The 12,938-nt window shown below is 69.3% G+C and carries 14 protein-coding genes; 3 read left to right on the top strand and 11 right to left on the bottom strand.

From position 1 onward, the window contains the following. Nucleotides 1-43: 43 nt before the first annotated feature. Nucleotides 44-514 (top strand): GNAT family N-acetyltransferase, encoded by a 471-nt coding sequence (locus SBI80_RS15300; RefSeq protein ID WP_318975625.1) that lies wholly within the window; start codon nucleotides 44-46, stop codon nucleotides 512-514. Here SBI80_RS15300 and SBI80_RS15295 read toward each other — a convergent pair. The 4 genes from SBI80_RS15295 to SBI80_RS15280 all read right to left on the bottom strand — a co-directional run bounded on the left by SBI80_RS15295 (nucleotide 489) and on the right by SBI80_RS15280 (nucleotide 3,821). After that, entirely contained in the window at nucleotides 489-986 is a 498-nt protein-coding gene (locus tag SBI80_RS15295; protein WP_318975624.1) for a PH domain-containing protein, read from the bottom strand. The two genes, SBI80_RS15300 and SBI80_RS15295, sit on opposite strands and share 26 nt — an antisense overlap. Further along, nucleotides 983-1,465 carry a 6,7-dimethyl-8-ribityllumazine synthase gene (ribH, locus tag SBI80_RS15290; protein WP_318975623.1) on the bottom strand — a complete coding sequence of 161 codons (483 nt, stop codon included), beginning with the start codon at nucleotides 1,463-1,465 and terminating at the stop codon, nucleotides 983-985. Before ribH ends, SBI80_RS15295 begins: the two co-directional genes overlap by 4 nt. Beyond that, a complete protein-coding gene (locus SBI80_RS15285; protein ID WP_318975622.1) occupies nucleotides 1,462-2,760 on the bottom strand; it encodes a bifunctional 3,4-dihydroxy-2-butanone-4-phosphate synthase/GTP cyclohydrolase II in 1,299 nt (432 codons plus the stop codon). Before SBI80_RS15285 ends, ribH begins: the two co-directional genes overlap by 4 nt. 464 nt (nucleotides 2,761-3,224) lie before the next feature. Continuing rightward, complete coding sequence (locus tag SBI80_RS15280) at nucleotides 3,225-3,821, bottom strand: riboflavin synthase (RefSeq protein ID WP_318975621.1); 597 nt, start codon at nucleotides 3,819-3,821, stop codon at nucleotides 3,225-3,227. Nucleotides 3,822-3,907: 86 nt separating this feature from the next. Between SBI80_RS15280 and SBI80_RS15275 the strand changes: the two genes are divergently transcribed. Together SBI80_RS15275 and SBI80_RS15270 are read left to right on the top strand one after the other, a co-directional pair. Then, on the top strand, nucleotides 3,908-4,603 hold the full coding sequence (locus tag SBI80_RS15275; protein ID WP_318975620.1) for an LppX_LprAFG lipoprotein: 696 nt from the start codon (nucleotides 3,908-3,910) through the stop codon (nucleotides 4,601-4,603). After that, nucleotides 4,603-6,159 carry an MFS transporter gene (locus SBI80_RS15270; RefSeq protein ID WP_318975619.1) on the top strand — a complete coding sequence of 519 codons (1,557 nt, stop codon included), beginning with the start codon at nucleotides 4,603-4,605 and terminating at the stop codon, nucleotides 6,157-6,159. Before SBI80_RS15275 ends, SBI80_RS15270 begins: the two co-directional genes overlap by 1 nt. Before the next feature lie 4 nt (nucleotides 6,160-6,163). On the opposite strand, the gene SBI80_RS15265 is transcribed toward SBI80_RS15270, so the two are convergent. The 7 genes from SBI80_RS15265 to SBI80_RS15235 all read right to left on the bottom strand — a co-directional run bounded on the left by SBI80_RS15265 (nucleotide 6,164) and on the right by SBI80_RS15235 (nucleotide 12,919). Beyond that, a complete protein-coding gene (locus tag SBI80_RS15265; protein ID WP_318975618.1) occupies nucleotides 6,164-6,319 on the bottom strand; it encodes a hypothetical protein in 156 nt (51 codons plus the stop codon). 201 nt (nucleotides 6,320-6,520) lie between these two features. Then, a complete protein-coding gene (gene ribD / locus SBI80_RS15260) occupies nucleotides 6,521-7,522 on the bottom strand; it encodes a bifunctional diaminohydroxyphosphoribosylaminopyrimidine deaminase/5-amino-6-(5-phosphoribosylamino)uracil reductase RibD (RefSeq protein WP_318975617.1) in 1,002 nt (333 codons plus the stop codon). A gap of 7 nt (nucleotides 7,523-7,529) precedes the next feature. Further along, nucleotides 7,530-8,207 (bottom strand): ribulose-phosphate 3-epimerase, encoded by a 678-nt coding sequence (rpe, locus tag SBI80_RS15255; protein ID WP_318975616.1) that lies wholly within the window; start codon nucleotides 8,205-8,207, stop codon nucleotides 7,530-7,532. Between the two features lie 52 nt (nucleotides 8,208-8,259). Then, the gene (locus tag SBI80_RS15250) at nucleotides 8,260-9,651 is read right to left on the bottom strand and encodes an RsmB/NOP family class I SAM-dependent RNA methyltransferase (protein ID WP_318975615.1); all 1,392 of its coding nucleotides are present in this window, start codon (nucleotides 9,649-9,651) and stop codon (nucleotides 8,260-8,262) included. Then, nucleotides 9,648-10,574: a methionyl-tRNA formyltransferase gene (gene fmt, locus SBI80_RS15245; protein WP_318975614.1), complete on the bottom strand. Its 927-nt coding sequence runs from the start codon at nucleotides 10,572-10,574 to the stop codon at nucleotides 9,648-9,650. Before fmt ends, SBI80_RS15250 begins: the two co-directional genes overlap by 4 nt. A 3-nt stretch (nucleotides 10,575-10,577) precedes the next feature. Next, the gene (locus tag SBI80_RS15240; RefSeq protein ID WP_318975613.1) at nucleotides 10,578-11,114 is read right to left on the bottom strand and encodes a LemA family protein; all 537 of its coding nucleotides are present in this window, start codon (nucleotides 11,112-11,114) and stop codon (nucleotides 10,578-10,580) included. After that, complete coding sequence (locus SBI80_RS15235) at nucleotides 11,108-12,919, bottom strand: DUF2207 domain-containing protein (protein WP_318975612.1); 1,812 nt, start codon at nucleotides 12,917-12,919, stop codon at nucleotides 11,108-11,110. Before SBI80_RS15235 ends, SBI80_RS15240 begins: the two co-directional genes overlap by 7 nt. Nucleotides 12,920-12,938 lie beyond the last annotated feature (19 nt).

The following is a 12,938-nucleotide window of genomic DNA, read 5'->3' as shown; positions in this document are numbered from 1 at the left end:
AGCGAATTCTACCGCACTGCACGAAGGAGCCATGCGACGCCGCATGAGTGCCCCAACGGTCACCCGACTCGCCGAATCGGACTGGCGCGTGTTCGCCGCGCTGCGTCTGCGTGCGTTGCTCGACACCCTCGGAACCGCCGACCAGCAGTACCGCCAGGAGATCGAGTTCAGCGCGTCACAGTGGCGGCGCCGGCTGCGGGCCCATGCCCAGTTCGCGATGCGCATCGACGATCGACTCGTCGGGCTGATCGGTGCCCAGCGCCAAAGCGTGACGACGGTGTATCTGTACTCGCTGTGGCTCGAACCGGACGTGCGCGGACGGGGTTTGGGGCACCGGCTGGTGACCGCGGCCATCGACTGGGCCCGCAGTCAGCGGGTCCGCGAGGTCACATTGCGGGTCGAGGCCGCCAACGCCACCGCCCGGGGTGTCTACGAGGAGCTGGGTTTCGGCGTCGTCGAGGTGAGCACCGGCGCGCCGAGGGACGAAATCACGATGTCGCTGAAGGTCGGTTGACGTCGGGCCGGTACCGCGCCAGCAGCGCCCGCACGGCGTCCATCGCGTCGACGGCGCGCTCCTTGTCGACCGACTGAATCGCCATCAATGGCAGGTATTCGTCGTCGGGCAGATCGACGCGGGCCCAGCGCGCACCGGGAGGGAACGACACGTCCACCACCTGCGACCACGGAATTAGCCGGTAGTTCAACAGGTTACGCACGAACATACCCTGGGGGCCGACCCGCAACCGCGGCCGGGCGAACAGCAGCACGACGCCGCCGATGATCACCCCGAGCAACCCCATCGCCACCTGATCGGAGGTCTGGAAGATCACCCCGGACGAGCGGATCTTGAGCAGGAAGCCCACGGTGACGTGCGCGGCCGCGATCAGGAAAGCCGCGCCGTAGGCGAAGTAGGGCGTCAGGTGGGGCTTGACCTCGAGGTCGTAACCCGAGACGTCGTCAGCCGCCGGCCCCGGAGTCTCGCTCACGAGTTCTTGCGCAGGTCACGCAAGGTCAGCGCGGTCGACAGGGCGGCAGCCGCGGCCTGCGCACCCTTGTCCTCCGACGACCCGGGCAACCCGGCGCGGTCGAGGGCCTGCTGCTCGTCGTTGGTGGTGAGTACGCCGTTGGCCACCGGCGTCCCCTCGTCCAGCGACACCCGCGTCAAGCCCTGCGTGACGGCATCGCAGACGTAGTCGAAATGCGGTGTCTGCCCGCGGATCACGACACCGAGCGCCACTACCGCGTCATGGGTCTTCGCCAATTGCTGCGCGACGACCGGGATCTCGATGGCCCCGAGCACGCGGACCACGTCGGGATCGGAGATGCCCGACTCGGCCGCGGTCCGGCGGGCACCGTCGAGGAGGGCGTCGCAGATCGTGGTGTGCCAGGTGCTGGCCACGATCGCCAGCCTCAGGCCGGAGGCATCGACCGCCGGCATGTCGGGAACGCCTGCGCCACCGCTCATGTCGTGGCACCGCCAGGGCCCGACGCGGTCGGTGGAAGGCGGTCGCCCAGCACCAGGACCGTCTCGTCGTAGTCCTCGAGCCCCGTCAGGTCGTGACCCATCCGGTCACGCTTGGTCATGAGGTAGCGAATGTTCTCCGCGTTGGCCCGCACCGGCAGCGGCACGCGCTCGATGATGTGCAGCCCGTAGCCGTCGAGGCCGACGCGCTTGGCCGGGTTGTTGGTCAGCAGCCGCATCGAGCGGACTCCCAGGTCGACCAGGATCTGGGCGCCGATGCCGTAGTCGCGGGAGTCTGCGGGCAGGCCGAGCTTGAGGTTGGCGTCGACGGTGTCCTCGCCGGCGTCCTGCAGTTGGTAGGCCTGCAACTTGTGCAGCAGCCCGATGCCGCGGCCCTCGTGCCCGCGCATGTAGAGCACCACGCCGCGGCCCTCGGCAGCCACCATCGCCATCGCCGCATCCAGCTGGGGGCCGCAATCGCAGCGCCGGGACCCGAAGACGTCGCCGGTCAGGCACTCGGAGTGCACCCGCACCAGCACGTCGTGCCCGTCACCCTCGGAGATGTCGCCGCGCACCAGGGCGACGTGCTCGACGTCGTCGTAGATGCTGGTGTAGCCGACGGCGCGGAACTCACCGTGGCGGGTGGGGATGCGCGCCTCGGCGATGCGCTCGATGTGCTTCTCGTGCTTGCGGCGCCACTCGATCAGGTCGGCGATCGAGATGAGCGCCAAGTCGTGATCGTCGGCGAAGACACGCAGCTCGTCGGTCTGGGCCATCTCGCCCTCGTCCTTCTGGCTGACGATCTCGCAGATCGCCCCGGCGGGCTGCAGACCGGCGAGTCGCGCCAGATCCACGGCGGCCTCGGTGTGGCCGGGCCTGCGCAGCACCCCGCCGTCCTTGGCGCGCAACGGCACGACGTGACCAGGCCTGGTGAAGTCCTCGGCCACCGCGGCCGGATCGGCGAGCAACCGCATGGTCGTGGCGCGGTCCGAGGCCGAGATACCCGTCCCGACACCCTTCTTGGCGTCGACGGTCACGGTGTATGCGGTGCCGTGCTTGTCCTGGTTGACCGCGTACATCGGCAGCAGGCCGAGGCGATCACAGACGTCACCTGATAGCGGAACGCAGAGGTAACCGGAGGTGTAGCGGACCATGAACGCGACGAGCTCGGGAGTGGCCTTCTCGGCGGCGAAGATCAGATCGCCCTCGTTCTCGCGATCCTCGTCGTCGATGACGACGACGGCCTTGCCCGCCGCGATGTCGGCTATCGCCCGTTCGACGGAATCGAGCCTCGTCATCCCTGCCACCCTTGCCGTCCCGTGGGACCATCGTGCAACGCGCGCAACGTTCTGAACGTCCTTCAGTATGAACCAACCCGGCCGCGCGGTTATTGCCCGCTCCCATCAGGGGGTGTGAACGGCGACGAGCTCGTGATCGAGGCCCTGTTGCACGACGGGATCGAGGCGTAGCTTGTCATCACCCACGACTGAAGGGGAGGCGCGCGATGCGATATTCGACGCCAAGATCCACCTCACTTCTTGCGGCCGCATTCGCCACGATCTCGATGCTCTGCGCACCCGCGGCACCCGCCGACCCGGGAAACACCGCGTGCCAGCCAGGCCAGATCGTCATCGATGGCCAGTGCAATACGCCTCCCGCACCGAGCAACGCCCCCGCGCCGAACGGCAGCGCACCGTCTGCGGGCACCGGCGACCAGGGCGGCCACCGCTACTGATCTCGGGTGGGCGAAATCCCAAGTGAATCAAGGCTTCTGAAGCAAGAGCCGCTCGACGTACTTGGCGATGACGTCTACCTCGAGGTTGACCGGCGTGCCGACCGCGGCCCGGCCCAGCGTCGTCAGCTGCAGTGTCGTCGGGATCAGCGACACCTCGAACCAGTCTGGGCCCAGTCCCGACACCGTCAGGGAGATGCCGTCGACGGTGATCGATCCCTTCTCCACGACATAGCGCGACACCGACTCGGGCAGCGCGATGCGCACCACCTCCCAGTGCTCCGACGGCGTCCTGGCCACGACGTGACCGGTCCCGTCGACGTGGCCCTGCACGATGTGTCCGCCGAGCCTGCCGTTCACCGCCGCCGCGCGTTCGAGGTTCACCTGGCTGCCGACGCCGACGCCGGCCAGGCTGGACCGGTTGAGCGTCTCGGCCATCACGTCGGCACTGAACGCACCGTCGGGCAACACGTCGACCACGGTCAGACACACGCCGTTGACCGCGATCGAGTCGCCATGACCGGCGTCGGTTGTGACTAGCGGGCCGCGGATGACGAACCGGGCGGCGTCGGCCAGGTCTTCCTTGCCGACGACCTCCCCCAACTCTTCGACGATGCCGGTGAACATGGCGACCAGGCTAATCCCCCCGGTGGCCGCGCCCGCGCCCCCGCCGGGCACGCGGACCGCCCCCGCCTACCCACTACGATGCAGACATGCAGACGCGCCCCCGCATTGCCGTCCTCGTGTCCCTGTTCGCAGCGTTGCTGCTCGTGGCGGGATGCGGTGGTTCCGACAAGCCAGCCGCACCGCTACCGGATGCAGCCACGCTCCTCAAGGACTCCGACCAGACGACCAGGGCGCAGAAGAGCGTCCACCTCGAGCTCGCCGTGACCGGCAAGATCGCCAAGCTGCCGATCGAGACGCTCACCGGTGACCTCACCAACGTTCCCGTGGTCGCCGCACAGGGCAAGGCCAGCATCATCGCCTTCGGCCAGACGTTCAAGGACGTCGACTTCGTGGTCGCCGACGGCAACCTCTACGGCGCGCTGACGCCGGGTAGCTTCACCAACTTCGGGCCCGCCGCCGACATCTACGACGTGTCGAAGATCCTCAACCCCGACGTCGGGTTGGCCAACATCCTGGCCAAGTTCACCAATCCCAAGGCCGAGGGCCGCGAGACCATCAATGGCGTGGACACCGTGAAGATCACCGGCACCGTCGACGCCGACGCCGTCAACGGCCTTGCCGATCTCGGTGCCACCGGTGCGGTGCCCTCGACCGCGTGGATCAAGGAGGACGGCGACCACGACTTGGTGCAGGCCAAGCTGGAGCCCAGCCCGGGCAACAGCGTCCAGATGACGCTGAGCGACTGGGGCAAGACAGTCACCGTCACCAAGCCCGCCGCCTGATGTCGGGGGCTCACGAGGCCGCCGCGCCGTCGGCCGCCAACCGGCGCATCGCGATCACCGCCGGCGGGTTGGCGGTCCTCCTCGGCTCCCTGGACACCTATGTCGTCGTCACGATCATCAACGACATCATGCGAGACATCGGGATCTCGCTGAACCAGATTCAGCGCGTGACGCCGATCATCACGTGGTACCTGCTCGGATACATCGCGGCCATGCCGCTGCTGGGCCGGGCGTCGGACAAGTTCGGCCGCAAGCTGGTGCTGCAGGTCAGCCTCGCCGGGTTCGCCGCGGGGTCGGTGGTCACCGCGATGTCGACGGACCTGATCCCCATGGTCGTCGGTCGCACCATCCAGGGCGCGGCCAGCGGCGCGCTGCTGCCCGTCACCCTGGCCCTGGCCGCCGACCTCTGGGCCGCCCGCAACCGGGCATCCGTGCTCGGCGGCATCGGCGCGGCGCAGGAGCTTGGCAGCGTTCTCGGCCCGCTGTACGGCATCGGTGTGGTGGCGGCCCTGAACACGTGGCGCGACGTGTTCTGGATCAACGTGCCGCTCACGCTGATCGCCATGGTGATGATCCACTTCAGCCTGCCGTCGCGGGACCTGGACGGGCCGAAGGAGAAGGTCGACGTCGTCGGCGGCCTGTTGCTTGCCGCCGCGCTCGGTCTGATGGTGATCGGGCTGTACAACCCGGCGCCGGACGGCAAGCAGGTGCTCCCGAACTGGGGGGTGCCGGTACTGCTGGCGGCGCTCGTCGCTGGCATCGCGTTCTTCGTCTGGGAGAAGTTCGCCACCACCCGGCTCATCGATCCGACGGGTGTGAAGTTCCTGCCCTTCCTGACCGCGCTCGGCGCCTCGCTGTGCACGGGCGCCGCGCTGATGGTGACGCTGGTCAACGTCGAACTGTTCGGGCAGGGCGTGCTGGGCAAGGAACAGACCGAGACCGCGTTCCTGCTGGTGTGGTTCCTCGGCGCGCTGCCCGTCGGCGCGATCCTCGGCGGTTGGCTGGCCACCAAGATCGGCGATCGCATCATGGCGTTCGTCGGACTGGCCATCGCGGCGTTCGCCTACTGGCTGGTGTCGCACTGGAACTCCGAGGTGCTGTCGTCGCATCACGACCTCGGGGTGATCAGCCTGCCCACGTTCAACACCGACCTGGTGCTGGCAGGTCTGGGTCTCGGCCTGGTCATCGGACCGCTGACGTCGGCGACGCTGCGGGCCGTGCCGGGATCGCAGCACGGCATCGCATCCGCATCGGTGGTCGTCGCCCGGATGATCGGCATGCTCATCGGGCTCGCCTCGCTCAGCGCATGGGGGCTCTACAAGTTCAACCAATATCTCGCGGAGATGCCGAAGCCCAAGGGCACCAACCTGTTGGAGATCGGTGCCCAGCTCGCGGCCAACGTGAAGACGGCCTACACGATGCAGTACGGCCAGATCTTCTTCATCACGATGGTGGTGTGTGCGGTGGGTGCGGTGCTCGGTTTGCTGATCACCGGCAAGCACGACCACGCCGATGCGCCCGACGCCGCCACGGAGATCGCGGAGGCTCGGCGCTAACGGCTCAGCAGCGTTCGACGCCCGGGCTGATCAGCTTGAGCTCGGCGTCGTCTTGGACGTCCGACGTGCTCAGGACCGCGCGCAACGGGCGGCAGACCAGTTCCTTGATGGTGCTCTGATCGATGGGGCGGAAGCTGAGCCAGTCCTGCAGTGCAGTCATTGCTCGTCGTCCTTCTTCGATGGATTGGGCCCGATCGGGGTGACTCGAGCCCTGCCGTCGATTTTACGGCGGGAGCACCGCCCGCCAGGGGGCTCACGGGGCGGTTGAGGTCTCGAAGCGGTAACGACTGCCCGAACTCGAGCACTCCCTTGGTGATGCCAGTCACATTGGCAGCCAAGGGAATTCCACGTCACCGTCCGGTCAGCCCGGCACCAGGCTCAGCCGCAGATCGGGCCCGAGCCGGCGCACGTCGTCGAAACGCCAACGCGGTGCGGCGACGATGCTCCCCACTCCGACGTCGTCGACCACCATCACCGGGCCGCCCAGCAAGGTTGGCGCCACGTAGGCCAGGATCCGATCGACCACCCCGGCCCGAACGAATGCCCCGGCGAGCGTTGGGCCGCCCTCGAGCAGCACGTCGGTCCGGTCCGACAGCGCCCTAATCACCTCGTGGGGATCGCGGGTGCGAATCACCATGGTCCTGGAGTCGTCGTTGAGCACGCGGGCGTCGGGCGAGATCTCGCGTTCACCGACCACGACGCGCAGCGGCTGCCGTTCGGCGAGCGAACCGTCGGGCAGGCGGGCGGTGAGCGTCGGGTCGTCGTCGAAGACGGTGCCGGTGCCCACCACGATCGCGTCGGCGACGGCCCGCAGGCGATGCACGTCGGCGCGGGCGGCCTCGCTGGTGATCCACTGACTGCTGCCGTCGGCGGCGGCACTGCGGCCGTCGACGCTGGAGGCGAACTTCCACGTCACGTGCGGACGGCCGGTGCGCTGGCGGTGCAGCCACTCCCGGAGCGCTCCCCCTGCGGCCTCGTCGGCCAGCACCCCGACGTCGACCGATAGCCCCGCCTCGGTCAACCGCTTGGCCCCACCTGCGGCCAATGGATTCGGGTCGGCGACCGCGTAGGCCACCCGCGCGACCCCAGCTCCGATGAGGGCGTCCACGCAGGGCGGGGTGCGGCCGTGATGGTTGCAGGGCTCCAGGGTCACGACGGCGATGCCGCCCACGGCGCGCTCCCCCGCCCGCCGCAGTGCGACGACTTCGGCATGCGGACCGCCGGGCGGCTGGGTGGCACCCACGCCCGCGATGGCACCGTCGCGATCGAGGATGACCGCTCCGACCGGTGGATTGGGGTAGGTGGAACCCTTGACGCCGTCGGCCTGCGCGATGGCCGACCGCATGGCGTCCTCGACGTTCATCGCCGCGTCACAGCGCCAGGTGCTTGGAGGCGGTGGCGGCCTTCCGGCGCAGCGATTCCACCGCGCGGCCCGGGTCCTCGGCACCGAAGACCGCCGAGCCCGCCACGAAGCAGTCGACGCCGGCTTCGGCGGCCGCCTCGATGGTGTCGGCGTTGATGCCGCCGTCGATCTCGACCACGATCGTCAGCTCCCCCGCATCGACCAGCCGGCGGACGGCGGCGACCTTGGTCAGCACCTCCGGCATGAACTTCTGGCCGCCGAATCCTGGTTCGACCGACATCACCAGAAGGGTGTCGAAGTTCGGCAGGATCTCCAGGTACGGCTCGATGGCGGTACCCGGCTTGACGCTCAGACCGGCCTTGGCACCCGCGGCGCGAATGTCGCGGGCCACGGCCACCGGATCGTCGGTGGCCTCGGCGTGGAAGGTGACGTTGTAGGCGCCGGCCTCCGCGTAGGGTGGCGCCCAGCGCGCCGGGTCCTCGATCATCAGGTGGCAGTCCATGGGGATGTCGGTGGCCTTGAGCAGGCTCTCGACGACGGGCAGACCGAGTGTCAGATTTGGGACGAAGTGGTTGTCCATCACGTCGACGTGCAGCCAGTCCGATCCGGAGACCGCAGCGGCCTCCTCGGCCAGCCGGGCGAAGTCCGCGGCCAGAATCGACGGGGCGATCAAGGGTTCTGCCATGGCGGTCAGCTTAGGTTCGGCGGGCAGGAGCGAAGCGACCCGGGGTGCACGCTCAGCGCTGCACGCGCAGGGCCGCGGCGAACATCGCATCGGTGCCGTGCCGGTGCGGCCAGAGCTGGACGTGGGGTCCCGCGCCGAGCCCGGTCATCGGTTCCCGGCCAGCGTCGAACAGCGGCCGCGTGTCGATCGCTCGAACCGGTTGGCGGCGCAGCGCGTCGGCGACCACGCCGACGGTCTCGGCCAGGTGCGGCGAACACGTGGCGTACAGCACGACCCCGCCGTCGCGGGTCAGTGCGATGGCTGCGGCGAGCAGCTGCTTCTGCAGCTTGGCCAGGCCGGGGACGTCACCGGGTTGACGGCGCCATCGTGCCTCGGGCCGACGCCGTAGCGCCCCGAGCCCGGTGCACGGGGCGTCGACCAGCACCCGGTCGAAGGACGCTGCGGGCAGCCCAGTTTCGCGACCGTCGACCCGCAGCACCTCGACGTCGAGGCCGCGGACCGCCTGCTCGACGAGCTCCGCGCGGTGCGGGGTGGGCTCCACTGCGGTCACGTGCGCGCCCGACTCGGCGGCGATGGCCGCCAGCAGCGAGGCCTTGCCGCCGGGGCCCGCACACAGATCCAGCCAGCGCCCGTCGGCACCATCCAGCGGGGCCAGGGTGAGCGCCCTCGCCACCAGTTGACTGCCCTCGTCCTGCACCTGTGCCGCACCGTCGCGCAACGCGTCGAGTTGGCCAGGGTCCCCGCCGGCCAGGTAGACCGCGTACGGCGAGTACCGGCCGACCTCGCCGTCGGTCGCCTCGGCCAGCGCCTCGGCGGTCAGCAGCCCGGGTCTGGCGGCCAGATGCACCAGCGGGCGGTCGTCGTCGCTGGCCAGCAGGGCGCCCAGCTCGGCGGCGTCGGCGCCGAGGGCGTCGGCGAAGGCCTGCGCGATCCAGCGCGGGTGGGCGTGGGTGAAGGCGATGTTCCCGACGGGGTCGGTGCCGGCGGGCGGGGCGAGCTCGGCCACCCAGGACTGCTCGTCGCGCGACGCGATGGTGCGCAGTGTGCCATTGACGAATCCCGCACGGGCCGTGTCGAATTCGATCGCTGCCTGCTCGACGGTGGTGTCGACGGCGGCGTGGTCGTCCACGCGGGTGCGCAGCAGTTGGTAGGAGCCAAGCCGCAGCAAGTCCAGCAGCACCGGGTCGATGCGATCGACCGGACGGTTGGCTGCGTGGACGATGACGGCGTCGAGCAGGCCGAGCGCGCGGCAGGTCCCGTAGGCCAGCTCGGTGGCGAACGCGGCGTCTCGCCCGCCAATGTGACGTTCCCGCAGCAGGGCGGGCAACACCAGGTTGGCGTAGGCGTCACGCTCGGACACCGCCCGCAGCACGTCGAAGGCCGCCTGGCGGGCGGGGTCGAAGGGTTTGCGCGGAGGCCTGCGCTTGCCTTGCGGCCGGGTCACTGCGCGCTCGCGTTCTCGTCCAGCCGGGCACCCCTGGCCCAGTCGGCGGCCTTCATGGCCTTCTTGCCGGGCGGCTGGATGTCGCCGAGCAGCACGGGCAGCGTCGCGGTGCCGACCCGCACGCCCTGCCGGTCGACCTGAATGTAGCCGGGCGGCAAGGACTCTCCCCCGGTCAGTGCGACGGGTCCAATCTTGATGCGCATGTCTCCGATCATCGTCCATGCCCCCGGGTTCGGCGTCACCGCGCGGATCCTTCGGTCGACCACCTGGGCTGGCAGGTCCCAGCGCACCCGCGCCTCGTCGACGGTGATCTTGGGCGCCACCGAGACGCCGTCGGCGGGTTGCGGCACCGCGGTCAGCGAACCGTCGGCGATGCCGTCCATGGTCCGTTCGAGCAACACGGCCCCGGACATCGACAGGCGCCCGAGCAGTTCACCAGCGGTGTCGGTGGCACGAATGGTCTCGGTGACCACGCCGTAGACGGGTCCCGAGTCCAGGCTCGGCTCGATGCGGAACGTCGTCGCACCGGTCACCTCGTCTCCGGCGGCAATCGCGGCCTGGACGGGCGCGGCACCCCGCCACGCCGGCAGCAGCGAGAAGTGCAGGTTGATCCAGCCCAGCGGCGGAACCGCGAGCAGGCCGTCGCGCAGGAGCGCGCCGTATGCGACCACGGCGCAGCAATCGGGGGCCAGCTCGGCGAGCTCACCGACGAACTCCGTGCCGTTGGGCAGCTGCGGACGCAGTACCGGGACGCCGGCGTCGAGCGCCAGCTGCGCCACCGGGGACGGCGACGGCCGGCCGCGCCGCCCCGACACGGCGTCCGGCCGGGTCAGTACTGCCACCACCTCGTGGTGCGGCGAGTCGAGGAGTCGCCGAAGCGAAGGGAGAGCGGGCTCGGGGGTGCCCGCGAAGACGATGCGCACGTGTTACCTGGGTATCTGGTAGTACTCGCGTTCGGAGACGCCGGTCAGCGGCGCGACGAACATCCACGGGATGGTGGTGACTGCCTTGTTCAGCGTGGCAACCGCGTCGTTGTAGTACTGGCGGGCGAACGCGAGCTTGTTCTCGGTGTCGGCGAGATTGTCCTGCAAGTTGAGGAAGTTGCTGGACGAGTTCAGCTGAGGGTAGGTCTGCCCGAGCGCCAGCAGCGGCCCCAGCGCGGTGTCGAGCTGATGTTCCGCCGCGCTGCGTTCGGCGACCGACCTTCCAGCGGTCGCCGAGGTCAGCGCGGCGCGGGCGTCGGTCACGTGGTCGAGGACGCCCTTCTCGTGCGCGGCAAAGGTCTGCACCGTCTGCACCAGGCTGGGGATGAGCGACGCACGGCGGGTCAGCTCGACGTCGATGCCCGACAGCGCCTCCGACACGCGGACGTCAGCCGAGCGAATCTTGTTGTAGCCCATGACGAAACCAACGAGGACGAGCACCAGCAGGATGACCACCAGGATCAACACGAGAGTCACCACGAGCCACCACCTCCTCCACCGCCGCCACCGCCACCGCCACCACCGCTGAAGCCGCCACTCGACGACGAGGACGACGAGGACTGCGATGCGGTGTAGGCGCCGATCGACGACGACAACGCCGATTCGAAACCGTCGAAATTGGGGCTACCGGAACCGCTGCTGACGCCCCAACCGCTGGACGTCGACGAGGTAGTGTACCAATCCGGTTGCGGAGCAACGGCTCCCATGGCGTCCCGGTACTTCTTGGCCCACAGCGCCGCGCAACCCGCTGCCACGGCGAACGGGATGTAGGCCGTGTACAGGTCCTTGCGCGCGGCGAAGTCGAACCGAGTCTCGGCCGATTCCGTGGACAGCAGCCGATGGAATCCGCCTGCCCGCGACCACAGTTCGCGTCCGGCGGGGGTGCGACGCGTACCAACGCCGTCACCCCACGCACGCCTGGAGAAGACGAAGAAGGCAATGAACGGCAGGCCCCACATGGTGGTGGGAAATCCCCAACGGAAGAAGGCACACAGGGCCAGCACCAGGGCGAGCGCATTCGCGACCCGCACCCACAGCTCCTTGCGGCGCTTGACCATCAGACCGTCGTCGATCGCCCACTTCTGAACCGCCGCGGTCATGTCGGTCTTCGCGGCGTTGAGCTTCTTGCCCGCCGAGACCGTCTTCTTGGCCTCGAACTCGCTGCCGGAGCTGGTGACCTTGAGCGCCGAGCCGACGGCCACCGAGACCGGGTCGACGTCCGCCCACGCCCCCGCCTGAGCGACGCCGCGGATCCTCCACCGCTCGTCACCGACCTCGGTCAGCGTGATCAGCCTGCGCTCGGCGAGGTAGAGCAGCGTTGCGGTCAACCCGTTCTTGGGGACGGCCTCGGTACGGACGTACTCGGTCTGCACCGGCCCGAGGCCCTCCGGTGGACCGTATTGCACCGGAAAGCCGGGTTCTGGTTCCACCGTCGTGCGGTACCAGAGCAAGGCCACCAGGGCGCCCGCCACCGTCAGCCCGGCGACCCACACCACACCCCCGAGTGACCGACCCAGGACCCGGTCCCATTCGTGCGACCACGGCAGGCTGACCCGCGCTGGCGTCGGCACGTCGACCCCCGCCCGCAGGGTGACGGGGGTCCGGGGCGGAAGATCGCGCGCCCCGAACGACACGGTGTTGCCGGAGGTCGTCAACCCGTCGCAGGCACGTCCCGTGCCGAAGCCGACCGAGCATTCGGCGCCGACGACGTCGGCCGGGAGCGTGACGCGCACGCCGACCCGTTCGATCACGTTGTTCCACGACGGCGCGATGACGTTCCAGAAGAACACCGAAGTCGCCTCGGGATTGCCGATCGTGGTGGCGAACTTCCGGTCGCGGCCGGTGCTGCCCCGATCGAGGACGCCGGGGATGGTGTAGCGCAGCTCGTAGGTGTGCCGGCCTGGCGGCAGGGTGGAGTCGGGGTCTCCGATCTTGGCGACCCGGAACCGGTCTCCCGAGTCCCAGAGCAGGTCGAAGGGCACGGCGCCGCCGTCGAGCGTGATCGACGTGATCGTCGGCTCCTGACGCACGTGGGCGTCGTTCTGGTTGGCGACGTCCCAGTAGCGGAAGATTCCGTGGCGCCCGGACGGGAACTCGCCCTGGATGGTCTCCACGGCGTTGAGGGTGCCGTCGGCGCCGACGGAGTAGTCGGCGCGGTAGTCGCTGATCACGACGGGGTCGTCGACGGCACCGCGGGACTGGGCGCCACCGTCGAACAGCACGGGCCAGAACAAGCCAACGGCGATGAATGCCAACAGGATCAGCCAGCCGAGAATCCGCTTCATGACACCTCCCGCCCGCGTC

The organism is Mycolicibacterium sichuanense, assembly GCF_033741125.1.
GTDB lineage: Bacteria > Actinomycetota > Actinomycetes > Mycobacteriales > Mycobacteriaceae > Mycobacterium.
Note: the sequence above shows the minus strand (reverse complement) of the source record. Positions and strands in the feature narration are given on the sequence as shown.

Coding starts and splice junctions, on each gene's coding strand:
- SBI80_RS15300 (WP_318975625.1), top strand. CDS start 44: ATGAGTGCCCCAACGGTCACCCGACTCGCCGAATCGGACTGGCGCGTG.
- SBI80_RS15235 (WP_318975612.1), bottom strand. CDS start 12,919: ATGAAGCGGATTCTCGGCTGGCTGATCCTGTTGGCATTCATCGCCGTT.
- SBI80_RS15275 (WP_318975620.1), top strand. CDS start 3,908: ATGCAGACGCGCCCCCGCATTGCCGTCCTCGTGTCCCTGTTCGCAGCG.
- SBI80_RS15280 (WP_318975621.1), bottom strand. CDS start 3,821: ATGTTCACCGGCATCGTCGAAGAGTTGGGGGAGGTCGTCGGCAAGGAA.
- SBI80_RS15270 (WP_318975619.1), top strand. CDS start 4,603: ATGTCGGGGGCTCACGAGGCCGCCGCGCCGTCGGCCGCCAACCGGCGC.
- SBI80_RS15265 (WP_318975618.1), bottom strand. CDS start 6,319: ATGACTGCACTGCAGGACTGGCTCAGCTTCCGCCCCATCGATCAGAGC.
- rpe (WP_318975616.1), bottom strand. CDS start 8,207: ATGGCAGAACCCTTGATCGCCCCGTCGATTCTGGCCGCGGACTTCGCC.
- ribD (WP_318975617.1), bottom strand. CDS start 7,522: ATGAACGTCGAGGACGCCATGCGGTCGGCCATCGCGCAGGCCGACGGC.
- SBI80_RS15285 (WP_318975622.1), bottom strand. CDS start 2,760: ATGACGAGGCTCGATTCCGTCGAACGGGCGATAGCCGACATCGCGGCG.
- ribH (WP_318975623.1), bottom strand. CDS start 1,465: ATGAGCGGTGGCGCAGGCGTTCCCGACATGCCGGCGGTCGATGCCTCC.